Here is a 25,968-nt window from a genome sequence, read left to right as displayed (position 1 = left end):
GTCTTCCAATTAAATCAGTTTTAAACTGACGCGTATTACATTAAAAAATAATATTTAAAAAGGGAAATTGGGGGTGTCTTGGCGAAACGCTAAAAGTTTCTCCACATCATCATCAATTCCAGCTTTCAGTGCTTCAAGAGAAGGATAATTCTTTTCACCATGAAGATAGTTTAAGAACGTTACCCGCATTAATAGACCATACAGATTAGCAGAAACTTCAGGGAAATGTACCTCTAATCGCCATTCAGGTTGTACTTGTTTAATGGCAGGGCGTGTTCCAACATGGCCGGCACCAAACAATGATGTTGGGTGATAACCCGCAATCCCTTTTTTATTGGAATTTTCTGCTTTAACTTTCGCACTTAATGAGGTTGTTTCACATAAAACATCAACACCATAAATCCCACTTAAACAGGGTTTATGACGATTTAAGCGAACATTAATGGTTGGGAAATTTAATGTTCGACCAATTTGATCGCCATATTGTACGCGACCAGTAATGCTATAAGGACGGCCCAGTAGTTTTGCTGCAAGTTGTAAATCACCTGCTTGTAACGTTTGACGAATACGGGTTGAGCTTACACGTTCACCATCTAATAAAATGGTATTTAAATTTGTGACATTAAAACCATATTGTTTCAAAAATGCACTATTGCCTTGGCGATTTTTACCAAAATGGAAATCATCTCCTAAAACTAAACTTTGTGCATGCAGTTTTTCTTTTAAAATTTGGGCAAATTCAGCTGCACTTAAACTTCTAAAGTGATTATCAAATTTAGCAATCACAATATAGTCGATTCCTAGTTCTGTTAAATATTCTACTTTTTCTCGTAAAGAGCTAATTCTTGGCGGAGCGTCATGGGCTTGAAAAAATTCTAAAGGTTGAGGCTCAAAAATCATAACCAATGTTTTTAAGTTTTGTTCAGAAGCGATTTGCTGGAGTTGCTTAATCATTTCTTGATGACCAAGATGTACGCCATCAAAATTACCTAGTGTTACGGCAGTTGCGGGTAATTCAGAATGTGCAGATAAAGCGTTTAAGCGCAGTAACTTCATGGACAAATATTAAGATTAAAATGAATGAGGGCTATATATTGCCATATTCTAATGAGTTCGTCTTGTTGTTCTGTTTTTATGCAGGAAAAATTGAATAAATAATCAATTTAAAATCAAATATCCTTATGAATTAAATAAAAAATATTCAATTTTTCTTATAATAAGGCATGTATAAAATACATTCATCATCTCTTAATGAAAAGTTTGAGATGTATAAACGCTTTTATCTTCTTCAGCAAGTATAAGATATTATTCGGATTTGATGCCAAATTGGTTTACTGCGTATATGGGAACAGGTGTCATGACATTAATTTCACCTACATTTTCGATTTTAACTATATTAATGACATTTAAGTAGGCACAAATGGCTTTACCTTTACTCTTTAATTGAAGGAGTGGGGACTTACTTTTCTATGAGATGTGTTAACGAGCCATCTTGAATTTGCTACTTCAAATACAATGAGCATTAATCTATTGTTTTGAACATTTATTTGCATCGATATTAATTTTCTTCTGGGTATGGCTTGCAAGTCAAATGTTGAAAGGATTTTATCTAAGAAGCTTAATTTTTTCGCTGTGTTTAAATGCATATTTAGCGAATAAAAAGCCTAAGAAAATATAAAACTTATTTTGTTTATTTAATTGTATTAGTCATACTTTTATTTTTTAATGAACCGATTTATGTTGTTAGGAAATATGTATGACTTCAGATTTAGCATTAATTATGGCTTTGCCAAATGAATCTAAAGGTTTATTTGAGGCGGAAAATATCGCCGTACATTATAGCGGTATTGGGAAAGTTAATGCGGCATTTAAGGCATTTGAAGTGATTCAAAAGACAGGTTGTAAAACATTACTCAATTTAGGAACAGCAGGTAGTTCATATTTTAATGCGCATGATTTGGTTGAGGTCACCCAATTTGTTCAACGTGATATGGATGTTTCTCCATTAGGATTTAGTGTTGGTGTGACACCTATAGATCATGATTATCCAGCAGAAATTCATTTAGATGGTTATTTTGACCACTTACCTAAAGGAATTTGTGGAACAGGCGATAACTTTGAAACAGGTGAGCCAAAAGTGATGTGTAATTTAGTTGATATGGAAGGTTATGCGCTAGCAAAAACATGCAAACGATTAGGCGTCCGTTTGATTTCTGTGAAATATATTACCGATGGTGCAAATGACACAGCACATTTAGATTGGGAAGATAATTTATTATTAGGCGCACAAAAATTATTAGAATTATATAAAAAGATTGATTGAAAAAAGAGTCGGCGACCATAGGGTACTATGGTCGATGCCAAAATCATCGCAAGCGATCATTCATTGTTGTGACGTGGAATAACACCATATAAAATCATATGTACAGTATGTTGTATGATGCGTTGTTGCATGCTTCTATTACGTAAGGTTTTACCTGTGACCATTTCCATTTGAATAGAGAAATCGGCATAGTTTTGAGTGATGGCCCAAATATTCAAAATGAGTAGCTCAGGATCGATATCTTTAGATATTTTACCTTGCTCTTGCCACATTAAAATGACTTTAGCTTTACGTTTAACAAGCTTTTTCAATGGGCCTTTAAGAATATCGAGAATGTGTGGTGCGCCTTGAATTAACTCTAATGCAAACAAACGAGAAGCTTTGGGCTGAGTACGAGACACTTCAATCTTTTGAAAAAGATAGTTCGTAATGGCTTCTTCTGGCTCTAATTCTGCTTCGAGCATTTGAAGGGGAGCAAGCCATTTTTGGAGTACTGTCGTGAGAACTTCAACATATAAAGCTTCTTTATTTTCATAATAATAGAAAATATTCGATTTATGCATTTCTGCAATCTGAGCGATTTCATCTAAACTGGCTCCAGTAAAACCATAACGAGAAAACACATCGAGAGCTGCATTCAGAAGTTGATGACGCTTTTGCGTACTTTTTTTTTGTTCCATTACCAATTTTAAATGACGGAAAAAGGAGATTATAATTGTACGACAAATCATCAGTTTTGTGCAGAATCTATCATGATTATTTTGTAATGTTAAATATAAAACAAAATTTTGATTAAAATATTTGTTAAGTTATTACGGTTAGTTAAATAATAAAATAGGTTTGTTGGTTAAAATTTAAGGACAGATGTTGGAAAAATAATTATGTAAATAAGATATAAAAATTATATAAAATAAAAAACCCTTCCTAGTGATATAAGAAGGGTGAAGTATTATCTAGGTTGCAAGAACAGCATTGAGCACTTCTTGTTCAAGTTGAGAAAACTCTAAACCTTTTTGACGTGGTCTTGGTAGTTGAACATCAAATTGTTTTGCAATATGACCTTTATCGAGCAAAATAATTCGATCTGCCAGTTGGACTGCTTCACTGACATCATGTGTAACTAAAATGGCAGTAAAGCCTTGTTCAGTCCAAAGTTTTTCAATCAGATTTTGCATGTCTAAACGGGTTAAAGCATCCAATGCACCTAATGGTTCATCTAATAATAAAATACGTGGTTTATGAGACAAGGCACGCGCTAATGCTGTACGTTGACGTTGGCCGCCTGACAATTGAGATGGCCATAAATCAGATTTTTCTTTTAAGCCAACCTTTTCTAACATGGTTGAAGCATTTGCATGTTGATCTTTGGGTAAGCCGAGTTGAACATTTTGTTCAATATTACGCCAAGGTAATAAACGTGGGTCTTGGAACATAACACGAATATCATCTGAAGTAATTCCTTCACGTAAATGGCGAGCAGATTTAAATTTAATCTCGCCATAACTTGGTTTTTCTAAGTCCGCGATTAAACGTAATAATGTACTTTTACCACAGCCACTACGACCAACAATTGCAAGAAACTCACCAGGTTGAATATGTAAATCTAAATCTTCAAGAACAGTGACTTGTCCATATAACTTATAAAGTTGTTCGACATTAATTTCAGCACCAATCACCGCATTGGGATTAATATCTGCTGATTTAGGGTCATTCTTTGGAGATTCGAGATGAGGTAGACCCACGCTTAGATTAGACATTTTATTCTCCTTATTTTTGATAACCTGAATGCCAACGTAATAAATATCGCTCTAGGGCAACTGCTAATACATCAGCCAGTTTTCCGAGTAGTGCATAAAGTAAAATACCCACTAATACGATATCGGTTTGTAAGAACTCACGTGCATTCATCGTCATGTAGCCAATACCCGCTTGAGCTGAAATTGTTTCAGCAACAATAAGTAATACCCAAACAAGACCAAGAGAAAAGCGTAATCCTACTAAGATAGAAGGCATTGCCCCAGGTAAAATAATTTCTCTGTAGAGTTGCCAACGGGTTAAACCATAGCTTTTCCCCATTTCAATGAGCTGAGGATCTACAGAGCGAATACCATGATAGGTATTGATATAAATTGGGAAAAAGACACCAATAGCGACTAAGAAAAGTTTGGCACTTTCGTCAATCCCAAACCACAAAATCACTAAGGGAATTAAGGCCAGGGCAGGAATGTTACGAATCATTTGAATGGTCGTATCAAGCAAGGTAGAAGCGGCTTTGGATGAACCATTTAATAAGCCAAGAAATAAGCCTAAGCCACCACCAATCAGTAGTCCTAATAGTGCACGCCCCGCACTGACTTTAACATGTTGCCATAGCTCTCCACTGATTAGCAGTGTCCAGCAGGCAGAAACGACAGCAGTTGGTGCTGGTAAAATACGGTTTTCTAATAATCCTGTTGTTGAGGAAATTTGCCAAATAAGAATTAATGCAAATGGAACCAACCAAGGCAGCAAACGCTGCCCAAATTGTGTTCCACGTGAAACCTTTTTTTGACTCAAGGTTTCAATTGAAACTTTAGAGCTCATTAAGTAGGCTCCTTTTGTATGACATTTTTAGCTTCGCTTGCAACATAATTATTGGCAACAATTTCACCAAAAGGTCCTGTTAAGTTGGGCTGTGCCAATTTCTGACGTGTTTCTATTGGTAGTAAGGGGAATACTAATTCAGCAAAACGAATTGATTCCTCTAAATGCGGATAGCCAGAGAAAATGAAAGTATTAATGCCTAAGTCAGCATATTCTTGAATACGAGCAGCAACTGTTTCAGCATCACCAACTAATGCAGTACCTGCACCACCACGGACTAGACCAACACCTGCCCAAAGGTTTGGAGATACCTCAAGTTTGGTCCGATCACCATTGTGTAATTCAGCCATACGACGTTGTCCAACAGAATCCATTTTTTTGAATACTTGTTGTGCTGCTTGAATTGTAGCATCATCTACATATTGAATAAGATCTTCAGCTGCTTTCCAAGCCTCTTCATTGGTTTCACGAACAATAACATGTAAGCGGATGCCATAGTTTAAAGTACGACCTTTTGCTGCAGCTCTTGCTTTTACAACAGCAATTTTTTCTTTCACTGCTGCTGGTGGCTCGCCCCAAGTTAAATAAGTATCAACTTGTTCTGCAGCAAGTTCAATTGCATCTTCAGACGAACCACCAAACCAAAGTGGCGGATAAGGCGCTTGGACTGGTGGATAAAGAAGTTTGGCATTGTCTACACTCAAACGTTCGCCATGGAATGTATAAGATTCCCCTGTATGAGATCGTTTTAGAATTTCACGCCAAATTGTGGTGTATTCAGCTGCAGTTTTATAACGAGTCGCATGATCTTCGTATAAACCATCACCTTTTAATTCTTGTTCATCTCCGCCTGTGACAAGGTTAAGTAAAACACGTCCATTTGATAAACGGTCAAAAGTTGCAGCCATTCGAGCAGCAAGGGCTGGTGTGGTAACACCAGGACGTAATGCCACAAGAAATTTTAAATGTTTAGTTGCATCAATTAAGCTTGCCGCAGCAATCCAAGGATCTTCACAAGAACGACCAGTTGGAATCAGTACTCCTTCATAGCCTAAGTTATCTACAGCAACAGCAATTTGTTTCATATAGGCATGATCAACTGCACGACCACCTTTACTGGTACCTAAATAACGACTGTCACCATGTGTAGGAATGAACCAAAAAATTTTCATGTGAATACCTTTAAATAATCGACTTATTCAGTTGTTGATAACGTAATCCAAGTTATTTGCATAGCTTGAATATTACTCGGGATGTATTTCAACGTTTTAAAAAAATTAGCAATCGATTGTTGGATTTGAGCAACCTTATAGCTAACGGTATAAATTGATGGCTGTATTAAATGATGATCCATACTTTTAAAATATTTCATATTTAAAACCTTTAATTATTTACTATCCGCATTGTGCAGAATTGCGGCTTGAATATTAATTTGATGAGGAATTAGCTTTTCCTGATAAAAAGCGTCTGCAACATATTGTTGTTGTTTGGCAACTTCAGGCGAGATAGGTTGCACACCAAATCCCATCCGTGAAATTGAAGTTTTTAGAATATTAAAATCTAAGCCAGTCGGTTTTTCTAATAATTTGGCTGCTTCATCTTGATGCTGTGAAACCCACTGTGTTGTTGTATTTAATTCTTTTACAATGCTTTGTAATATTTGAGGATGTTTTTCTGCAAATTGACGATCTGCTAAATAAAACTGATAGTTATTGACTACGTTTTTTCCTGTTGCGATGACACGCGCACCAATTTGCTGTTCAGCCGCAGCAAAAAATGGATCCCAAATAACCCATGCATCGACTGCACCTCGTTCAAAGGCAGCACGTGCATCTGATGGTGGTAAATAAACAACATTAATTTCATTTAATTTAATGTTATTTTTTTCTAAAAGTTTGACTAATAAATAATGAACATTTGAACCTTTATTTAAGGCAATACGTTTGCCTTTTAGTTCTTGAATTGAATTAATTTTTGAATTTTTAGGAACAATTAATGCTTCTGCATCAGGTGCAGGGGGCTGATTCGCCACATAAATAAGATTAGAGTTTGCTGCTTGTGCAAATATAGGTGGTGCTTCTCCTGACTCTCCAAAAGATACGCTACCCACATTTAAACCTTCTAGGAGCTGTGGGCCAGCAGGGAACTCAACCCATTTGATATTCACCCCTTGTTCTTTTAATGCATTTTCTAATACGCCACGTTCTTTAACAATGGGTAAAATTCCATATTTTTGAAAGCCGATATTTAAGGTGATACTTTCTGATTCTTTTTTCCCACACGCTGAAAGTATCATTGCACTAGCAACAATCGAAGAAAGAATTAGCGTTTTAGAAAATAAATTCGTCGTTGTTAGTATACCCATGAATCGTGAGCTCCCAAAAAAACATATGATGAATAGGGTATAAATTAAGGTGTTTTCTTATTCTGAAAAAATAACATTTAAGGGATTTTAAATGAAAAAATAAGATAAATAAAAATAAGAAAAGCTTATTATTATGAGGAATAAGTATTTCAATAATTACACTACTTTTTAAGTTAATAACATATTGAAAAATAATATTTAATATTCAATATCACATCTCTATATTTAGATATCTGATTTAGTACTATTTAAAATCATGGTTTATATAATTTTTTATAGATAATTTTATGAAAAAAAAAGCTATAAAATTTAAAAAAACCACTTAAGAAAGTGGTTTTTTACACACTAAAGAATTTCGCTGATAGTTATACAAAGCTTGTCGGGCATTCGGTAAGTCATCGACAGATGTTTGTATAAATCCTTGTTCTAAAAACCAATGTGCGGTGCGTGTTGTAAGAATAAACAGTTGTTTAATTTCAAGGGCTCTCGCTCGTTCTTCTAAATAATGTAAAATTTGACTGCCTCGATTGGATTTTCGATAACTTGGATGAACTGCAACACATGCAATTTCTGCTGATTTTAGTTCGTTACCTGTTGTTGGAATTGGATAAAGTGCTGCACAAGCTAAAATAGTTCCATCGCGTTCAATCACTGCAAATTTCTCAATTTCACTTTCTAAGCGTTCTCGTGAACGATAAACTAAAATTCCTTCTTCTTCTAATGGTCGAAGTAAGTTCATTAGCCCGCCAACATCTTGAATATTGGCTGTACGAACTTCTTCATAATGCGCGTCAGTGATCATTGTTCCTGAGCCATCACGAGTAAATAATTCTTCTAAAAGTGCACCATCATTTGCATATGAAATAAGATGAACACGGTGAACACCGTTTAAGGAAGCATCTCGAGCTGTCTTTAAATGCATTGCAATATCAGGGTTTTGATCTTCAAATTTGAGAATATGCTGGTCTAATTGGTGTGGTGAAATTTCTCGTTGTAGTTGACCATGTTCATTGAGTAAACCATGTTGTTTTCCTAAGAAAATGAGTTTATCAGCTTTCAGGTGAATGGCAGTTTTTGTTGCAACTTCTTCAGCTAATAAATTAAAGACTTCTCCTGTAGTTGAATAACCAGTTGGTCCAAGTAAAACAATATTTTGGTTGTCTAAATGTTTGTGAATCGCTTCAATATCAATTGTACGAACTTCACCTGTTAACTGAAAGTCTACGCCATCATGAATACCATAAGGTTTAGCGGTCACTAAATTTCCAGAAACAACATCTATTCGTGCACCATACATTGGTGAGTTTGCTAAACCCATTGAAAGCAATGCTTCAATTTGCAAACGAATTGAGCCTACAGCATTCATTATTGCACTTAAAGATTCGCGCGTTGTAATACGCTTATGTTGGTGAAATGGTGTTTTGAGTTGACTAATTTTTAAATTTTGATTGATTTGTGCACGTGCACCGTGGACTAAAATCAGGTGTATGCCTAAAGAATGTAATAATGCAATATCATGAATAATATGTTTAAAATTATCATGTTGAACTGCCTCACCGTCAAACATAATGACAAAAATTTTATTTCGATGAGCGTTAATATAAGGTGCAGAATGACGAAACCAATGTACATATTGTAGAGTTGTACTTTGTGTTGTTTCCGAAGGATTCATATCCATATTGGGCTCAAATGCATAAAATATAGTTTCAATTCTAATCAAAAAAGGACAATAAAAAAACACCGATGATTTAATCAGTGTTTGATAAAATAGATGAGACATTTTGTGAATCAATTAAGCAATAATACGTACTATTTTTTTATTCTTCACATTAATTAGAACATAATCATCATTAATTTTTAGCCACTGTAGGTTGTGATTTGGCTTATATAAGAGAAATACATCCTTATAGCTGACCGTATGGACAGATAGATGAAATTGATGGGGCAAATGTCCTGCGTTCCAATCTCTTATAGGTTTGATACTTTGTTTTGAATGATCTCGTCTTAAAACTTTATATTTATCACGATTGTGATTATATTGAGGATGAGAGAAATGAGAATGTTCTGTATGTATGCGGTGATTAAATGGAGTACCTGCCATAGCAGAGATTTTTAAGAATTTAAAAATACTGTAAAAGTAAAAAGAAATGATGAGAATAAATATTGTGAATTGTGAAATAAATGAAGAGAAAAAGTAAAACCATAAAAGCTTTGATGATAATACAATAGAATGAAAAAGGGCTTAACATCAATCTGTTAAGCCGGATGTTGAGTGTGACTTAGCGATCTAAAATTTGAATAATATTATTTTCAGAGTCGACTAAGATATAATCATTATTGATTTTAAACCATTGCTCATTTCTAGAAGGTCGAGGAAGACTGTATTGCTGAGCTTCTACTTTGTAACTGTTACTGCGATAGTGTTGCGGTAAGATATAGCCCTCTTGCCATTTGTGTTCCTGTAAACGCTTAACACCACGTTCCTCTCGCATTTTACGTTTATCAAAACGCTCATCATCATGATTGTGAAAATTTCGACCTTTATTCGTATTTGGTTTTTTGTACTCAGAACCCGAATTATTATAGTCATCAGAAGGTGAAGCAGATGTAATTCCACTTACGAATAAAGCACAAAAAGAAATTGCTAACGTAGTCAAAATCTTTTTCATGTCAAGTCCTCGTAAATCATAAAATATTTCACTTATATTATAATGTATATAAAAAATGCAGAGAAACTATGGAGACTAAGCTGTAGTTTATTAAAATTTACGATATTTGATTTTCCCAAAATGAGATTAAACATAGTATGAACATTATTATAAACAGGGATGATGATTATTGCTGTTTATATTTTGGTCGAAATGATTAATTTATCTTATTTTCTTGTGAATAAAATTTCTATATAAATTATTGAAAATATGTATTTTTTATAATGTATTATTCAAAATTGGATAAGAACAATCTAAAGTTTTGAGTTTATGCAATTATCTAAAGCAAACTTGCCAAAAATAATGTCATCTGAAAATGTACTCATGTTCTCTGGGATTATTGCTGCATTTCATTTAGGTAAAGTATCACCTGCAGTTCCTATATTGCAAGAAACACTCAATTTAACTGTTATAGAAGCGGGCTTTTTAATTTCTTTAATGCAGTTTGCTGGTGCATTATTTGGTTTAATTATGGGGGGCTTCAGTGAAAAGATAGGCGCTGCTAGAAGTATTCTAATAGGTCAATTTATACTTATAATCTCTAGTATATCCACTATTTTTGTATACCATCCTTTGCAACTTCTTATGTTGAGAGCGATGGAAAGTTTCGGATTTTTAATGGTTGTTTTACCCACACCTGGTTTAATTCGAAAGTTAGTTCCAGCAAATAAGTTATCATTTAGATTAGGGTTATGGAGTTGCTATATGGCAATAGGAACTTCTTCAGCATTTATTTTAGGACCTTATTTAATTGAGATGATTGGTTGGCATGGTTGGTGGTATGTTCCAGCTGTTATGTCTGTATTTTGTATGATTTTACTGCAGCGTGGATTAAGTCATGTATTGAAACGTAGCAATCAAAAAGTTTATACATTCGAAGATCTTTGGAATACACAATTTAAGTCTGTTTTAAAGCATAAAAATACCTGGTTTGTTGGTTTAGCTTTTGCAATGTACACAGGTCCTTGGATTACAATTATTGGATTTTTACCTACGATTTATCATCAAGTTGGAATTAGCAATATATATGCAGGCTTTTTAACAGCATGCGCCTCACTTGTGAATATCGTTGGAAATATTTTAGCGGCAGTTTTGATTCATCGAGGCATTCAAGCGAAAAAATTATTAATGCTTGGTTACCTGACTTTATTCGTGACAGTATTTGTAGCATTTTCACCTTTTTATACGTTAATAAGTATTCAATATATTGCGATTCTTCTTTTTTCAGCAGTAGGAGGTTTAATTCCAGCAATTTTATTTATTTTAGGCGTGAAAAGTGCACCAAATAATGAAACCGTTGCTGCTGCAGTTGGCCTAGTTCAGCAATGTTCTTCTTTAGGAATGTTATTTATTCCACCTTTTATTGCAAGAGTTGCGGAGGGGGTAGGAAGTTGGAATTTAACATGGGTTGTCATTGGAATTGCAGCCCTGATCGGTCTATTGTTATCAACGAATGTTGCTCGCCAGTATCAATAAAGTTTTTATTACTTTAGTTATGTGAAAAATTACATAGCATTCAAGGTTTATTCATACAATTGCTTGATAATAATTTCTAGAAGTTATTCATCATGAATATTTTAAATACCCTCTTAGCCATATCATTAATGATATGGCTTTTTTTATATTAATTATATTTTAAGATTGGTTAAAAAATACTTTAGCTATTTAATCAAGATTAATAGTTAGCATTTGATTTATAACCATTTGTTTTTTATTGGCTAATTCCGACTTTTTTACTGCGTTTTTTTCTATAAATGAATGTTCTATACTTCAAATTATTAAAAGATGAATGCAATATACATTCACATCTAGTAGGGTAAAAAAAGGCGATCTTCAAAAGAAAAGCCGAATAAAAAATATAATAATTTTAGACTGATGTTCTAAAACCGACATGAATATGTCGGTTTTTTTATTCAATAAACGTTGAACTTAAATAATTTTGTCATATCAATATATTAGTCTATAAGAAAAAACCTAATCATATATCAAAACCTAACATTTTGTTTAATAAGCATATTTAAAGTCTGTATAGTCATTTAAAGATTTTTGTATATGAGTTTGAATAAATTCACGGACATCGTCTTCGGTCATTGCTTGTCCTTGTTTGGTAATAATATGATCAATTTCAGGCTGACCATCAATTTTAATAAGATAAGTAAAGTTTTTAGTAATTTGATAACCAGACTCTTCTCGAAGAATCGCTGTCACATATTTATATGTATGTTCAAAGTTTAAGTCTGTATGTGAAAATACAAATTGTTCGAACAGTTTAAGACTTTTTCCGACGACTAAATTTTTTAATTCATCAATGATGCTTGCTTCAAATTTCATACCATATTTTTCAGAAATAGGCTGGTGATCAATCATTAATGAAATCATTCCATCTTCAAGATGAGTTACAGAAATATTGTTAAAGTCAGACATAAAAATCTCAAAAATTGCGTTGAAAGTGTTTTTATTGTAATTAAAAAACCATGTTTAAACATGGTCATTATTGGGGGAGATGGAACATATATAAAAACATAAAGTTATCTATATATTAAGTGATTTTTTAATTAATTTTGAGCATCAATACTTTGTCCATTTAGGTGCAAACTATCATCTCCTATTAAATATAAATAGGCTGGCATCAATGATTCAGGAGACGGAAGTGTTTTAGGGTCTTCATCAGGATATGCTTTTGCACGCATTGCAGTACGAGTTGCACCTGGGTTAATGCAATTAAAACGAACATTTGGCAATCTGTTTTCTTTTGCAAATAATAGGCTTAAAGCTTCAATTGCAACTTTCGAAACAGAATAAGCTCCCCAACATTCTCGAACTTCTCGGCCAACTCCTGAACTTGCAAAAATAACAGAAGCATGATCAGACTTTTCTAATAAGGGTAATAATGCTTGTGTTAATACAAATGGTGCACGTAAATTGACAGCCATTACATCATCCCAAACATCTGCAGAATAATGCATAAGTTCAGTCCGTTCACCTAGTATTCCAGCATTATGTAGAATTCCATCTAATCGACCAAACTGTGTAGTGAGTGTATCGACTAAATGTTCATAATCACGTGCTGAAGCACTGGATAATTGTAATGGTAAAATGGCAGGTTGAGGCGCACCTAATCCTTCAATTTCATCATAAATGACTTCAAGTTTATTTAAAGTTCGACCATGTAGAACAACGGTAGCTCCATGTAAGGCATAACTGATTGCTGCTGCACGACCAATTCCATCTCCAGCACCAGTAATAAGGATAACTCGATCTTTTAATAGCTCTGGATGAGGTTGATATTCTGAAAATTTCATTTTCTACCTCCGTTTTATCATATGTATAAGGGCAAATTTTATGCAGAAGATTTAACTATATGACCAATTTTATTATTTTTTGATGTAGTTCTGTTACATTTTCTACAATACAGTCAGCACGCCATGCAGTTAAGTCATCTTTATATTGTAAAGGTAAATATCCATATGCCGCTAAAATAGTATACATATTGGCAGCACGTCCTGCATCAATGTCACGCGGATGATCTCCCACATAGATACAATTTTCTGGTGCAATATTGATTTGCTGTGCTGCTAAAAGCATAGGCTCAGGATCAGGTTTTGTATGTTGTACATCTTCAGGGCAGACTAAAACAGCACAGCGCTCAGTTAAATTCAATGCTTGAAGTAATGCTTCGCTTAACCAACGTGGCTTATTGGTCACAATGCCCCAAGGGATATGGTGACTTTCTAATGCTGTAAGAAGGGGATACATGCCTTCAAATAGATCCGTATCAACCGCAATATCTGTTCCATAAATATCCAAAAAGCGTTGGCGGTGTGCAAGAAAAATGGGATCGTCTATCGCTAATTCTGGATAAACGAGTTTAACCATCGCTCTTGCACCTTCGGAAACCTGCGTTCGAATGAGATCTGCATCTACAATCTCTCGACCTTCTTCTTTACACATATTTTGTATAATTCGAATGAAATCAGCAGCAGTATCGATGAGCGTACCGTCTAAATCAAAAAGTACTGCTTTCATACATGCATACCTTCTTTTTGGGTATATACCATATAGTTCACATCAACATTTGGTGCTAACCAATAACGTTTAGTGATTGGATTATAATGTAAACCTGTCATATCTTTGAGTTGTAAACCAGCTTGGCGAATATCATGAGCAAGTTCAGAGGGTTTAATAAATTTATGGTAATCATGTGTGCCTTTTGCCAACATGCGCAGAATATATTCTGCCCCAATAATTGCAAAAAGGTAGGCTTTAGGATTACGGTTAATGGTTGAAAAGAAAACATGTCCACCTGGCTTTGCCAATTTATAGCATGCTTGAATAATCGAAGCAGGATCTGGGACATGTTCGAGCATTTCCATACAGGTTACGACATCATATTGCCCAGCTTGCTCTTCAGCGAGTTGTTCTACTGGAATATGACGATATTCGATATTTGTTACGTGTTCTTGTTCAGCATGTAAACGAGCGACATTCAGAGGTGCTTCGCCCATATCGATACCAAGTACATGTGCACCACGACGAGCCATGCTTTCAGCCAATATGCCTCCACCACAACCAACATCAAGGACTTTTTTGCCCGAAATTCCGCCAGAGTGTTCATCAATCCAATTTAAACGTAATGGATTGATCATATGGAGTGGTCGGAACTCAGAATGCTGATCCCACCAGATAGCTGCAAATGCTTCAAATTTAGCAATTTCTTGTAAATCAACATTCAATTGCGACATCGTGGTTACCTCGATTAATTCATATTATTTAATATCATCTGTATAGTACTAGTGTAGCGATTATTCTAGAAAAAGCGATAAAAGGGATAAAAAAGTTCACATAAACCAAACTAAATCGGCATAATTCATTTATATTGTTTATATATATTAAGTAAAAATTTAGAGGATAATAAACTCAATGAAAAAAATGGTATTGGGCAGTTTAGCTACTGCAATGTTAGCTTTGTCTAGTAGCGTGATGGCAGCTAACTTTGAAGAAGGAAGAGACTACACTGTTCTTGCAAACCCTGGAAAAATTAACACTCCTGGCAATGGCAATAAAATTGAAGTACGTGAATTTTTTTGGTATGGATGTGGCCATTGCTTTAAATTAGAGCCACATATGCAAAATTGGATTCGTACTATGCCAAAAGACGTGCATTTTGTGCGTACACCGGCTGCAATGAATCCAGTATGGGAAAGTAATGCTCGTGGTTATTACGTTTTGGAGGCTTTAGGCCTTCGTTCTAAAACTCATCTACCATTATTTCATGCAATTCATGATGGAAAAAAACAAATTTTTGATCAAAAATCTCAAGCTCAGTTTTTCGTGAAATATGGTGTGCCTGAAGCGAAATTTAATAGCATGTTTAACTCCTTCCCAATTAGCTCTAAAATTGCTGAATCGAACCAATTAGCAAGACAGTATCAACTTACAGGTGTACCTGCCATTATTGTGAATGGAAAATACTTAGTACAAGGTGAAGATGGAAAAGTGCCACAAGTTGTGAATTATTTGATTGAGAAAGAGAGAAAAGCAGCTAAATAAGAATATAGATTTTAAATACTAGCCTACATTTTATGTAGGCTTTTTTTAATTCTCTGATGATTAAGATTCAGTAGATTTTTCGGAACGCCAATAAGTAATACCATGAAAAAGTAGTTGGATTTGTAGAATCGTTTGTTCTTTAAAGCATTTTTGTTGTTGTTTAAGTTGTTCACCTGACAGTTGTTGGCGGTAGCTGAGCCAAGTCATTGCCCAATTAAATGATAAATTAATGAGTGTTTGTGCAAGCACACATAATTTTTGTTGCTGAGGTGTGTGGCGAAATGCCTCAACTTTTTTTAAATCAGTGGCTAAATCTTGGGTGAGAAAATTTATTTCTCTAGAAATTGCTTCTCTTAATATATTTGACCCTCCCCAACGTTCAGTGATTAAGAACATCCATTGTTGAGGATTTTGGTCGATAGAATTTAAAACGAGTTCTAAACAGTGTTCGATTTTAGCTTCAGGTAAATATGAATACGTTTGTCCAAGATAGTAGGACAGGCTTTTAAAGTGCAAAGAAACTTGATCAATAATTTCTAATGCTAAAGCATCCATATTTTCAAAATGTCGATAAAATGCTGCTGGTACAACACCGACCATGCGAGTAATTTCTCTTAAACTGATGTTAGTAAAGGAGCGACCAGAGGTGCTTAATAATAATGCCGCATTAATAATGGCTTGTCGGCTTTGTTGTTTACGTTCTTCACGGACAGACATCTAAATACTCAGCAAAAGAGTGTATTAGCTAGTGTAACAAAAACAATCAAATAATTTGAATTTATTCTTGTGATTAAAATAAAGGATATATCTTGTTATCACAGAATCTTTGCATTGGCTTTGTTATACTGCACAGCAATTTATTTGCGTCAATTATATTTAGGACAAATTATGCGTATAGACCAACGTACTTTAGATCAATTACGTGATGTAAAAATTACTCGTAACTATACACGTTATGCAGAGGGTTCGGTTTTAGTTGAGTTTGGTCATACAAAAGTTCTTTGTACTGCAAGTATTGATCATTCAGTACCACGTTTTTTGAAAGGACAGGGGCAAGGTTGGGTCACCGCAGAATATGGCATGTTACCACGTTCAACCCATACACGTAGTGATCGTGAAGCTGCTCGTGGTAAACAAAGTGGACGTACACAAGAAATTCAACGATTAATTGGACGTAGTTTACGTGCAATGGTGGACTTGAAAAAGTTAGGTGAGAATACCATTACCATTGACTGTGATGTGATTCAGGCAGATGGTGGGACTCGTACAGCATCTATTACTGGTGCAGCAGTTGCTTTAATTGATGCGATGAATACTTTGCTTGAACAGAAAAAAATTAAACAAGATCCTTTAAAAGGTTTAGTTGCTGCGATTTCGGTGGGTATCTATCAAGACGAAGCGCTTTTAGACTTATGTTATGAAGAAGACTCTAGTTGCCAAACAGACTTAAATGTTGTGATGACTCAAGCAGGTGAATTTATTGAAATTCAAGGAACTGCGGAAGAGAAACCATTTACACGTACGCAATGTAATGCCATGTTAGAATTGGCAGAAAAAGGGATTCAAGAGCTTATTCAAAAGCAACAACAAGCATTAGGTTGGTAAGCTTTAATTTTAATAAAAAACGCACTTTAAATCGTGCGTTTTTTATTGTGCTCAAGATATGTTAAGCATTAAAACGCATGGATAGATCAATGGCTGTGACGTCTTTGGTTAAAACACCCATAGAAATATAATCAACTCCAGTGGTGGCAACCTGACGTAAATTATCAATGGTAATATTACCAGAAGCTTCTAATTTACAACGTCCATTTACATGCTTTACAGCATCAATCATTTGTTGTTGACTAAAATTATCTAGCATAATGATATCCGCTTTTGCTTCAAGTGCCTGATTTAGCTCATCCCATGTTTCAACTTCAACTTCAACAAGTTTACCTGGTGCAATTTGATGTGCTTGAGCAATCGCTTGAGCAATACTGCCTGCTGCCATGATATGATTTTCTTTAATTAAAAAAGCATCAAATAAACCTAAGCGATGGTTTTGACCACCACCAAGAGCGACGGCATATTTTTGTGCAATTCTTAAGCCAGGTAAGGTTTTACGTGTATCTAATAATTGAGTATGTAAACCATCGAGTTGTTTTACATATTCGGCAGTTTTTGTGGCAACGGCAGAAAGTGTTTGCACAAAATTTAGCGTGGGACGTTCCACTGTTAATAAGCTACGCGCTGAACCTGCCAGTTTAAGAAATGCCTCATTGGCTTGAACAAAATCACCATCATTTTTTAACCACGTAACTTGAACTGATGAATCATATGTTTGAATCAGTGCATTAACCCAAGGTTGCCCAGCTAAAATCATGCTTTCACGGCTTATAATAGTTGCTGTTGCTTGCTCATGTTCTGGAGTAAGTAATGCCGTAATATCACCTTCACCAATATCTTCTTGTAATGCTTGTTGTATATTGATTTGAATGGCTTGATTCAATAAAGCTGATGAAATGCTCATGTGATATATTTCCGTATATGTCAAACTCATAAAAATTGTGCGCTATACTAACATTGTTCATTTCAAAATCGCATTTTTTCGCCAAGTTACGAAGCACGATTTGAGATTTTTAAAAGAAAGTTTTAGGATTTGTAACGAGTAAATATTTAAAATACAGAATCAGGGTATATTTATGCAACACAGACCGATTTTTCAGGTCATTGATGGCGTCCTTATTGGCGCAGAGCAAATTCCATCACCAAACTTTAATCAACGCCCTGATGAAACAGAAATTCAGCTAGTAGTGATTCATAATATTAGTTTGCCTCCTTCACAATTTGGATGTGGATATATTCAGCAGTTTTTCCAAAATAAATTAGATTGGTCAATGCATCCCTATTTTCAAACGATTGAAGGTATGCAAGTTTCTGCACATATACTGATTTTAAGAACAGGTGAAGTCCTTCAGTTTGTTAATTTGAAGGATCGAGCGTGGCATGCAGGTCGTTCTTGTTATTTAGGAAAAAAAGAATGTAATGATTATTCGATTGGAATTGAATTAGAAGGCAGTGATGATTTGGCTTTTGAAGACGTGCAATATCAAAAATTAGCTGAAGTTGTTGCCGCATTACAAACGACTTATCCTAAGATACAGCAGCATTTGACAGGACACTCAGATATTGCCGCTGGTCGAAAGACTGATCCAGGGCCATATTTTGACTGGATGAAATTTAGATTTTTGTTAAAACAATTAAAAAATCAATCAACAGTGATCCCGTTGAATGATTAAACAATGAAACTTCGTGTAGACTTTCATTACAATAGCGACTTGATTTTTAACTAGGTGGTTACGATGGCGCTTTGGCGATCGACCGTGATTGTAAGTGCAATGACCATGTTGTCACGTGTACTTGGTTTAGTACGTGATGTGGTCTTGCTGAATGTTTTTGGTGCTGGAAAGGACTTCGATACTTTCGTGGTGGCTTTTCGTATACCGAATTTTTTTAGGCGACTTTTTGCCGAGGGAGCATTTTCCCAAGCATTTATTCCAGTATTGACAGAATATAAAACCACACGCGCACATGCAGAAGTTCAAATCTTAATTAGTCGTGTATTTGGCTGTTTAAGTAGTTTTATGACCTTACTGACATTAATTGCCATGATTATTGCACCCGCCATTATCTATGTGTATGCCCCTGGATTTAATCAAGATCCCGAGAAATTTGCGATGGCAACGGATTTATTCCGTTTAACCATTCCGTATTTGTTATTTATGTCTTTAACGGCTTTTGCCAGTAGTATTTTGAACAGTTATGGTTCTTTTACAACACCTGCATTTGCACCTGTATTACTGAATGTTGCAATGATTGCAGGGGCTTTATGGCTTACGCCATATATGGCTGAACCCATTATGGCATTAGGTTGGGCCGTATTAATTGCTGGTGCTTTACAGCTCGCAATTCAAATTCCAGAGTTATGGCGTAGAAAGCTTCTTATACCCCCTAAAATCGACTTCAAACATGAAGGTGTAGATCGTATTTTAAAGTTGATGTTACCTGCACTATTTGGTGTATCAGTCACACAAATAAATTTACTTCTAAATACTATTTGGGCATCTTTCATGCAAGATGGTGCAGTCTCTTGGTTATATAGCGCTGAGCGTATGACGGAATTACCATTGGGTTTAATTGGTGTTGCAATTAGTACGGTTATTTTACCGTCACTTTCTGCAAAATTTGCTGAACAAGATCAAGTGAAATTTAGAGGGATGATCGATTGGGCTGCCAAAATTGTGATATTGGTTGGTGTGCCAGCCAGCATTGCATTATTTATGCTTTCTACTCCAATTATCCAAGCCTTATTCCAGCGCGGGCAGTTTACTGTAGAAGATACTTATATGACAGCTTTAGCATTACAGTGTATGAGTGCAGGAGTGATTTCATTCATGCTAATTAAAGTATTTGCACCAGGTTTTTACGCGCAGCAAGATATGAAAACGCCAGTTCGAGTTGGATTAATCGCGGTTGCTGCGAATGCTATTTTTAACGTCATTTTTATTGGTATTTTCAAATGGATTGGCTGGCATGCAGATCATATGGCACTTGCGATAGCCTCTTCTGGTTCAGCATTAGTGAATGCAGGTATGCTTTATTTTTATTTACATCAGCGTAATATTTTCCGATTCGCAGGACATTGGAAAAAGCTCAGTATTCAATTTATTGTTGCGAATGTTGCGATGATTTTTGCGTTGTGGTTTGGTTTGACATATTACAATAGCGAAGCATCTCAATGGATTCGTATTTTTGAAGTGATTGGCTTATGTATTGTTGGTGTGGTTGCCTATGGTGTTGCATTATTACTAGCAGGATTTCGCCCACGTGATATAAAGCCTAATGTCTAAGATTAGACGATAGTATTTAGCAGACTAAGAAAAATGTATTAAAGTAAAAAGCCCTTTCAATGAAAGGGCTTTATTGATATCAATTGCTTATTTTATTTCTAATAATTCCACATCAAAAATTAAAGTACTGTTCGGTTCAATTGCATCACCAGCGCCAATTTCACCATAAGCTAAGTTTGATGGAATGAATAGGCGGTATTTTGCCCCTTCTTTCATCAGTTGCAGGCCCTCTGTCCATCCTTGAATGACTTGGCTCACTTGAAACTCTGCAGGTTGTTGGCGTGCAATAGAACTATCAAAAACGGTACCATCCAGTAAACGACCCTCATAATTGACTTTGACATTAGAAGAGGCTGTTGGCGTTTTTCCTACACCTTGTTGTAGAACTTGATATTGCAGACCACTTGGTGTCACGTGTATACCCAATTTTTTCTTATTTTCAGTTAAAAACTGACTTCCAGCTTTTGCATTTGTTTCAGCAAGTTGCTGATGAATGACTAATTGTTTTGCTTCTGTTTGTTGTTTAAATTGAGTCAAAACTTTTGACATTTCTTCTTCAGAAATTGTTGAGGTTTTTCCTGAAGATGCAATTTTTAGACCTTCAATAAAAGCATCTAAATTAATATTTTTTAAATTTTCAGAATAATTTCGACCCATAATATAACCAAAGCTATAACTCACTTGATCTTCAAATGAACTTTTGTTGGTAATTGTTTTAGCCGATAGGCTTGTGCTACATAACGCTAGACATAAAATGGATAGGGGTAATTTCATAATGAGATCTCAAAATCATAGAGAAAGTTATACTTTCTTATTGTTTACTTTACTTGAAGAAGTTCAACGTCAAAAATTAGTGGGCTGTTAGGTGGAATGACGCCAGGCACACCTCTCGTTCCATATGCGAGCTTAGCTGGAATGATGAATGTGGCTTTGCCGCCTTCTTTCATGAGTTGAAGACCCTCTGTCCAGCCTGGAATGACTTGATTTAACGGAAACTCAATTGGTTCACCACGTTTAGAACTGTCAAACACTGTGCCATTCAAAAGTTTACCTGTGTAGTGAACTTTAACGGTTGAACTTACCAGTGGTGATTTCCCAGTTCCTTCTTTAATCACCGTATATTGTAAACCAGAACTTGTTGTTTTTGATGAAAATGTATGTTGCGCATTTGTCGTTTGATTTTTAATTACATTATTTTCTTTAGCATTTTGGGCAAATAAAGTTGTACTTAATAATGTAAAACATACAGCGGTTATTAATAATTTCATATCATGATTTCCAAAAAAGGAGAGCATAGCTCTCCTTATTTTTTATTATTTAACTTGAATCAGTTCTACATCAAAAATTAAAGGGCTATTGGGTGGAATAGTACCAGGAACACCCTGAGCACCATAAGCAAGTTCAGCTGGAATATAAAGCGTAGCTTTACCGCCTTCTTTGATCAGTTGAAGACCTTCAGTCCAACCAGGAATAACTTGATTCAATGGAAATTCAATTGGCTCACCACGTGAAACCGAACTATCAAATACAGTTCCATCAACAAGTTTACCTGTATAGTGAACTTTAACGGTTGAATTCGCTGTTGGTGATTTGCCAGTTCCTTCTTTTGTAATGGTATATTGCAAGCCAGAAGCTGTTTTTTTCACATCCGCTTTTTTAGCATTTTGTTCAAGGAAAGCATTATTTGAAGCTTGAGTTTTCTGTGCTTGAGTTTCAGCTTTCTTTTGATCATCGACTTGTTTTTTCTGCATTTCTAACTGAAATTGTTCAAATGCTTGTTGTAATTCTTGTTCTGTATATGCCGGTTTTGTATGAGCGTGACCTTCACGAACACCTGTCACAAAACTATTCATATCAAGTTCAGGAGGAGTTTGCTGAGCAACTTCATAACCTAAAGCATAGCTAATTTTCTCAACGGCAGAAGCATTTTTAGAAGCTTTTGAACTTTGAGTTGCAGGGCTTTGATTAGCATAATAAACAGGAACAAGTGCAGCGCCGCCTAAAATTACAGCAACAGCGATGGGTAAGGCTTTACTCATTAGGTTTTTCCAAATTCATTTTTAATTTAAAAAGTTGCATTATTTTAGCAGACTTTTTTAGTGAGGCACGATTCATTTATGGGGGGATAAATACCCATACTCAATATATGCTGAATGTTAAACATTTGCTATAACAGACTGAATGTCTACCACATTTTTTATACAATAAAAATGTGACAGATATTCAAGTTTATGATTAATTAATGAACTTTTATCATTCAAATCTTCAATTTATTGTAATTATTTCTTGCTAAGGTATAAATATAAAATAGATGCTTCATCTTGATGGGGGGTAATCAGTTTGAGCTCAAATCTATTTTCGGATGGCCTTAAACATGCAAATTTAAGTTGAGTATTTTGAGCGACGTCGACCATTAGATTGGAAACAATCGGTTGTTTATAAATATAAATTATTTTTAGTTGTTCTGTTGTTTTGCGATGAAATTCATAGTGCTGTAAATGTTGTGCATTTAAATAACCCTGAATGAGCGATTTACAAATAAAAGCCTGTTGATGATCTTTATTCACCTCGGAGGTACATGCGTGTAAAAAAAAGACGATTCCAATGATCATTAAACTTTTCATGCTGTTATCACTAATGTAAAAGAACAAGAAAATGATAGTGGTTGTGGTAAAATGATTACAGATACAAAAATTTATAAAAAATGAGTACAGATTGTGAGTTTTCGATATCAAGCTTTAGCACAGCACATTGCCCAAAATATATATTCTGGTGAGCTCAAGACAGGTCAACGTTTAAAGTCATTAAGAGAATTTTCTAAGCAACATCACATTAGTTTAAGCACAGCAAAAAGTTGTTATGAGTTGCTAGAAGCACAGGGGCTCATCTATGTTAAACCGAAAGCTGGTTATTTCGTTCAAGCTCAACACATCAATCAGGTTGCACAGCCACAACATTTAGATTTTATCTCCCATGCAAGAGAAGTTTCTAATTTAGATTTACAAGTAGAAATACAAGAAGCATCCATTCGTCAGAATCTTATTCATTTAGGCTCAATTCAGCTTTCACCTAATTTGGTACCAATTGATGCTTTGCGACGTTCGATTCAACGCGCATTGAAGCACAGTAAACCAGAAGATTTTTTATATAGTGATAAGCAAGGGCACATTGGCTTAAGAGAAGCATTGGTTAAGCATTGGGCTGAAGATGGCATTTTTATTGCCAAAGAAGATATTTTTATTAGTAATGGGTGTATGCCTGCGCTGTCGGTCATTATTCAAGTGCTGACAAAAGAGGGGGATAGCATTCTTGTACCAACACCTAATTTTAATGGGCAATTACAATTATTAGCGAGTTTAAAACGTAAAATTGTCGAGATTCCTGCGCATCATGATGGTTTTGATTTGGCTCGTTTAGAACAAGAAATGAAACATTCGGGTGCTAAAATTTGCTTACTCACGGCAAATTATCAAAATCCATTAGGTTTTTGCCTGAGCAATGAAGCTAAACAACACATTGCCATGTTGGCAAAAAAATACCAATGTTATGTAATCGAAGATGATATTTATGCTGAATGCAGTTTTGACCACCATCGACCTTTACCTATTCGCCATTGGGATAAAGATGGTTTTGTGATTTATTGTGGTTCAGTTTCTAAATCACTATCTTCCGCTTATCGAGTGGGTTGGTTTTGTATTAGTCAAAAATTACATTATTTAAAAGCACAGATTATTAATTTAAATGTTTCGGTGAATACGCCCTTACAGCTCGGTTTAGCCGATTTAATTCACTCTAGAGCATATCGCGAACATTTAAATATATTACGCCCAAAGCTAATGTTACAAGTCGAGCAATATCGTCAATGTCTCATGCAAGCATTTCACAACCTTGATATTCGGCTCAATCAGCCAAGAGGCGGATATTCGCTTTGGCTACAATTGCCTGACAGCATTCAAAGTTTAAAAATGTATCGTTATGCCCAGCAAGTTGGCATTAATATTGTGCCAGGAATTGTCTTTGGTGAAGATAAACGGTATGCCAATTGTATTCGTTTAAATGCAGGACATGAGCTGTCATCAGCGGTTCAACAAGCTATTCAGACTTTGGCAGATTGGGTTCGACAAGAGTTAGAAATAGCTGAGCCTTAGCGTATCGATTTTGACGGGCAATGATTTTCATGATCATCCACCATTCCGACAGCCTGCATAAATGCATAACAAGTCGTAGGGCCAACAAAACGAAAGCCTTTTTTCTTTAATGCTTTTGATAAGTTTTGGCTTTCGATCGTTTGGGTAGGTGCCAGTCGATAATCGGGAACATCATTATTTTTAGACTGCGAATCCACAAAGCTCCATAACCATGCAACAACATCTTCACCTTGCTGCTTGAGTTGTTGCCATGCGATGGCATTGTCACGAATTGCTTTTAGCTTGCCAAAATGACGAATCAGTCCAGCATCTTGTAGTTTTAATGTGAGTTTATCATCTGAAAATGAAGCAATCTCTTCAATGGAATATTGAAAAAAATGTGTTCTGTAGCATTCTCGTTTTTTTAAAACAGTAATCCAAGAAAGTCCTGCTTGTTGACCTTCTAAGCAAAGCATTTCAAATAAATGTGCTTCATCATGAACTGGTTTTCCCCACTCATGATCGTGATAATTTATGTATAAAGGGTCATCTGAACACCAACCACAGCGTTTATTTATCATTTCAGTTTTCCTTTAGATGAAAGAGTACCCATTGGTCTTGATGATTATCCCAATAGGACAATTCTGCATGCTCTAAATCATTGAATACAATCCAATTATCTTTGCCTACTTTTTCTGAATAGCCTGTACTAATGAGCAATGCTTCATCTGTAATTTCCATGATCCAACCTTGATGTGTTTGTCCTTTCAACACAATTTTTTGTTGATTTCCTGATTCTGCAAATATAACCAGACGATCAATCAAAGCTTCTGACATGAATAATTCCTAAAGATTAACGTAAATATGGATAAGGATTCACTACGTTTCGACCTTTACCGTTGAGGTAAATTCCATAATGCAAATGCGGTGAGGTATGCCGAGCATTGCCAGTATTTCCTACATAGCCAATTAAATCGCCCTTTTTAATATAATCACCGACATTTAAACCACGTTTGTGACCATCCAAGTGCGCATAATAGTGCCAACTACCGCCAGGCCCCATAATCCAAACTACTTTACCACCCAAATTGTTATTGCGTAAGTCAGCAATTAAGCCTTCTGTGGTGCTAAATACTTTGGTACCACGAGGCGCCATAATATCAATTCCTTCATGAACACGACCTTGACTCCGCGATGCTCCCCATGTATCCGACAAGTCTTTAGTTTTAACGCCTTGCACAGGAATGGGTAACTTTGAACTTAATGACATATTTTTAAGTTTTAAAACTTGTGCTTGGGGTAAAGGCTGAGTTGTTTTTTTGGGTGTAGTTGAACAGGCTGCAAGAAAGATTACTGCGAAAATGAGGCTAAAAGTCGGAAGCAGTCGAAACACAATAAATCCTTATTTTGAATGGTCTTG

29 protein-coding genes and 1 pseudogene are annotated in these 25,968 nt (G+C 35.4%); 7 read left to right on the top strand and 23 right to left on the bottom strand.

Features of this window, described 5'->3' with window-relative positions; all coding sequences use genetic code 11:
• Positions 1-54: 54 nt before the first annotated feature.
• Positions 55-1,056, bottom strand: coding sequence for a riboflavin biosynthesis protein RibF (gene ribF / locus B9T31_RS01725; RefSeq protein ID WP_086180235.1), 1,002 nt, complete (start codon positions 1,054-1,056; stop codon positions 55-57).
• Between the two features lie 700 nt (positions 1,057-1,756).
• Here ribF and B9T31_RS01720 point away from each other — a divergent pair.
• On the top strand, positions 1,757-2,323 hold the full coding sequence (locus B9T31_RS01720; RefSeq protein WP_086180234.1) for a 5'-nucleosidase: 567 nt from the start codon (positions 1,757-1,759) through the stop codon (positions 2,321-2,323).
• Positions 2,324-2,379: 56 nt separating this feature from the next.
• Here the strand turns inward: B9T31_RS01720 and B9T31_RS01715 are convergent, their stop codons facing one another.
• From B9T31_RS01715 to B9T31_RS01680, 9 genes are all read right to left on the bottom strand, one after another.
• Positions 2,380-3,003, bottom strand: a complete 624-nt coding sequence (locus B9T31_RS01715; RefSeq protein ID WP_086180233.1) for a TetR family transcriptional regulator C-terminal domain-containing protein — start codon at positions 3,001-3,003, stop codon at positions 2,380-2,382.
• 273 nt (positions 3,004-3,276) lie between these two features.
• Positions 3,277-4,080, bottom strand: a complete 804-nt coding sequence (locus tag B9T31_RS01710; RefSeq protein WP_086180232.1) for an ABC transporter ATP-binding protein — start codon at positions 4,078-4,080, stop codon at positions 3,277-3,279.
• A 10-nt stretch (positions 4,081-4,090) separates the two neighbouring features.
• A complete protein-coding gene (gene ssuC, locus B9T31_RS01705; protein ID WP_086180231.1) occupies positions 4,091-4,906 on the bottom strand; it encodes an aliphatic sulfonate ABC transporter permease SsuC in 816 nt (271 codons plus the stop codon).
• Positions 4,906-6,078, bottom strand: coding sequence for an FMNH2-dependent alkanesulfonate monooxygenase (gene ssuD / locus B9T31_RS01700; protein WP_086180230.1), 1,173 nt, complete (start codon positions 6,076-6,078; stop codon positions 4,906-4,908). The genes ssuC and ssuD overlap by 1 nt, the downstream gene beginning before the upstream one ends.
• Before the next feature lie 23 nt (positions 6,079-6,101).
• A complete protein-coding gene (locus tag B9T31_RS17750; RefSeq protein ID WP_171264660.1) occupies positions 6,102-6,278 on the bottom strand; it encodes a hypothetical protein in 177 nt (58 codons plus the stop codon).
• A gap of 15 nt (positions 6,279-6,293) precedes the next feature.
• On the bottom strand, positions 6,294-7,271 hold the full coding sequence (locus tag B9T31_RS01695) for a sulfonate ABC transporter substrate-binding protein (protein WP_086180229.1): 978 nt from the start codon (positions 7,269-7,271) through the stop codon (positions 6,294-6,296).
• Between the two features lie 322 nt (positions 7,272-7,593).
• Entirely contained in the window at positions 7,594-8,943 is a 1,350-nt protein-coding gene (argA, locus tag B9T31_RS01690) for an amino-acid N-acetyltransferase (RefSeq protein WP_086180383.1), read from the bottom strand.
• Between the two features lie 120 nt (positions 8,944-9,063).
• On the bottom strand, positions 9,064-9,372 hold the full coding sequence (locus B9T31_RS01685; RefSeq protein WP_086180228.1) for an RcnB family protein: 309 nt from the start codon (positions 9,370-9,372) through the stop codon (positions 9,064-9,066).
• A 178-nt stretch (positions 9,373-9,550) separates the two neighbouring features.
• Entirely contained in the window at positions 9,551-9,940 is a 390-nt protein-coding gene (locus tag B9T31_RS01680) for an RcnB family protein (RefSeq protein ID WP_086180227.1), read from the bottom strand.
• 309 nt (positions 9,941-10,249) lie between these two features.
• Between B9T31_RS01680 and B9T31_RS01675 the strand changes: the two genes are divergently transcribed.
• Positions 10,250-11,455 (top strand): CynX/NimT family MFS transporter, encoded by a 1,206-nt coding sequence (locus tag B9T31_RS01675; RefSeq protein WP_086180226.1) that lies wholly within the window; start codon positions 10,250-10,252, stop codon positions 11,453-11,455.
• 528 nt (positions 11,456-11,983) lie between these two features.
• On the opposite strand, the gene B9T31_RS01670 is transcribed toward B9T31_RS01675, so the two are convergent.
• The 4 genes from B9T31_RS01670 to ubiG all read right to left on the bottom strand — a co-directional run bounded on the left by B9T31_RS01670 (position 11,984) and on the right by ubiG (position 14,721).
• On the bottom strand, positions 11,984-12,403 hold the full coding sequence (locus tag B9T31_RS01670) for a hypothetical protein (RefSeq protein ID WP_086180225.1): 420 nt from the start codon (positions 12,401-12,403) through the stop codon (positions 11,984-11,986).
• A 131-nt stretch (positions 12,404-12,534) separates the two neighbouring features.
• Positions 12,535-13,281: a YciK family oxidoreductase gene (locus B9T31_RS01665; protein ID WP_086180224.1), complete on the bottom strand. Its 747-nt coding sequence runs from the start codon at positions 13,279-13,281 to the stop codon at positions 12,535-12,537.
• A 55-nt stretch (positions 13,282-13,336) separates the two neighbouring features.
• Positions 13,337-14,005, bottom strand: coding sequence for an HAD family hydrolase (locus tag B9T31_RS01660; RefSeq protein ID WP_086180223.1), 669 nt, complete (start codon positions 14,003-14,005; stop codon positions 13,337-13,339).
• On the bottom strand, positions 14,002-14,721 hold the full coding sequence (gene ubiG / locus B9T31_RS01655) for a bifunctional 2-polyprenyl-6-hydroxyphenol methylase/3-demethylubiquinol 3-O-methyltransferase UbiG (RefSeq protein ID WP_086180222.1): 720 nt from the start codon (positions 14,719-14,721) through the stop codon (positions 14,002-14,004). The genes B9T31_RS01660 and ubiG overlap by 4 nt, the downstream gene beginning before the upstream one ends.
• A gap of 178 nt (positions 14,722-14,899) precedes the next feature.
• Here ubiG and B9T31_RS01650 point away from each other — a divergent pair, with 178 nt between their 5' ends.
• Positions 14,900-15,529: a thiol:disulfide interchange protein DsbA/DsbL gene (locus B9T31_RS01650; protein WP_086180221.1), complete on the top strand. Its 630-nt coding sequence runs from the start codon at positions 14,900-14,902 to the stop codon at positions 15,527-15,529.
• Positions 15,530-15,589: 60 nt separating this feature from the next.
• Here B9T31_RS01650 and B9T31_RS01645 read toward each other — a convergent pair whose 3' ends face one another.
• The gene (locus B9T31_RS01645; RefSeq protein WP_086180220.1) at positions 15,590-16,246 is read right to left on the bottom strand and encodes a TetR family transcriptional regulator; all 657 of its coding nucleotides are present in this window, start codon (positions 16,244-16,246) and stop codon (positions 15,590-15,592) included.
• Positions 16,247-16,417: 171 nt separating this feature from the next.
• Between B9T31_RS01645 and rph the strand changes: the two genes are divergently transcribed.
• Positions 16,418-17,134, top strand: coding sequence for a ribonuclease PH (gene rph / locus B9T31_RS01640; protein WP_086180382.1), 717 nt, complete (start codon positions 16,418-16,420; stop codon positions 17,132-17,134).
• A 61-nt stretch (positions 17,135-17,195) separates the two neighbouring features.
• Here the strand turns inward: rph and nadC are convergent, their stop codons facing one another.
• Complete coding sequence (gene nadC, locus B9T31_RS01635; protein WP_086180219.1) at positions 17,196-18,041, bottom strand: carboxylating nicotinate-nucleotide diphosphorylase; 846 nt, start codon at positions 18,039-18,041, stop codon at positions 17,196-17,198.
• Positions 18,042-18,213: 172 nt separating this feature from the next.
• On the opposite strand from nadC, the gene ampD reads away from it, so the two are divergent.
• A complete protein-coding gene (gene ampD, locus B9T31_RS01630) occupies positions 18,214-18,810 on the top strand; it encodes a 1,6-anhydro-N-acetylmuramyl-L-alanine amidase AmpD (protein ID WP_086180218.1) in 597 nt (198 codons plus the stop codon).
• A gap of 54 nt (positions 18,811-18,864) precedes the next feature.
• The gene (gene murJ, locus B9T31_RS01625) at positions 18,865-20,421 is read left to right on the top strand and encodes a murein biosynthesis integral membrane protein MurJ (RefSeq protein WP_171264659.1); all 1,557 of its coding nucleotides are present in this window, start codon (positions 18,865-18,867) and stop codon (positions 20,419-20,421) included.
• A gap of 87 nt (positions 20,422-20,508) precedes the next feature.
• Here the strand turns inward: murJ and B9T31_RS01620 are convergent, their stop codons facing one another.
• The 4 genes and pseudogenes from B9T31_RS01620 to B9T31_RS01605 all read right to left on the bottom strand — a co-directional run bounded on the left by B9T31_RS01620 (position 20,509) and on the right by B9T31_RS01605 (position 23,045).
• Positions 20,509-21,195 (bottom strand): FKBP-type peptidyl-prolyl cis-trans isomerase, encoded by a 687-nt coding sequence (locus B9T31_RS01620; protein WP_086180216.1) that lies wholly within the window; start codon positions 21,193-21,195, stop codon positions 20,509-20,511.
• A gap of 44 nt (positions 21,196-21,239) precedes the next feature.
• Positions 21,240-21,566 (bottom strand): annotated as a pseudogene (locus B9T31_RS01615) (FKBP-type peptidyl-prolyl cis-trans isomerase); the annotation flags it as partial.
• Positions 21,567-21,734: 168 nt separating this feature from the next.
• A complete protein-coding gene (locus B9T31_RS01610) occupies positions 21,735-22,460 on the bottom strand; it encodes an FKBP-type peptidyl-prolyl cis-trans isomerase (RefSeq protein WP_086180214.1) in 726 nt (241 codons plus the stop codon).
• Between the two features lie 240 nt (positions 22,461-22,700).
• Positions 22,701-23,045, bottom strand: coding sequence for a hypothetical protein (locus B9T31_RS01605; protein WP_086180213.1), 345 nt, complete (start codon positions 23,043-23,045; stop codon positions 22,701-22,703).
• A gap of 93 nt (positions 23,046-23,138) precedes the next feature.
• Here B9T31_RS01605 and B9T31_RS01600 point away from each other — a divergent pair, with 93 nt between their 5' ends.
• Positions 23,139-24,569 carry a PLP-dependent aminotransferase family protein gene (locus tag B9T31_RS01600; RefSeq protein WP_086180212.1) on the top strand — a complete coding sequence of 477 codons (1,431 nt, stop codon included), beginning with the start codon at positions 23,139-23,141 and terminating at the stop codon, positions 24,567-24,569.
• Here B9T31_RS01600 and B9T31_RS01595 read toward each other — a convergent pair.
• Genes B9T31_RS01595 through B9T31_RS01585 form a run of 3 tightly spaced genes read right to left on the bottom strand, consistent with a single transcriptional unit; the run spans position 24,566 to position 25,941 of the window.
• A complete protein-coding gene (locus tag B9T31_RS01595) occupies positions 24,566-25,129 on the bottom strand; it encodes a DNA-3-methyladenine glycosylase I (protein ID WP_086180211.1) in 564 nt (187 codons plus the stop codon). The two genes, B9T31_RS01600 and B9T31_RS01595, sit on opposite strands and share 4 nt — an antisense overlap.
• A 1-nt stretch (position 25,130) precedes the next feature.
• Entirely contained in the window at positions 25,131-25,385 is a 255-nt protein-coding gene (locus B9T31_RS01590) for a hypothetical protein (protein ID WP_086180210.1), read from the bottom strand.
• A 16-nt stretch (positions 25,386-25,401) separates the two neighbouring features.
• Positions 25,402-25,941: a M23 family metallopeptidase gene (locus B9T31_RS01585; protein WP_086180209.1), complete on the bottom strand. Its 540-nt coding sequence runs from the start codon at positions 25,939-25,941 to the stop codon at positions 25,402-25,404.
• Positions 25,942-25,968: the final 27 nt, after the last annotated feature.

The sequence above is a fragment of the Acinetobacter sp. ANC 4558 genome, from assembly GCF_002135375.1.
Classification (GTDB): Bacteria; Pseudomonadota; Gammaproteobacteria; order Pseudomonadales; family Moraxellaceae; genus Acinetobacter.
Note: the sequence above shows the minus strand (reverse complement) of the source record. Positions and strands in the feature narration are given on the sequence as shown.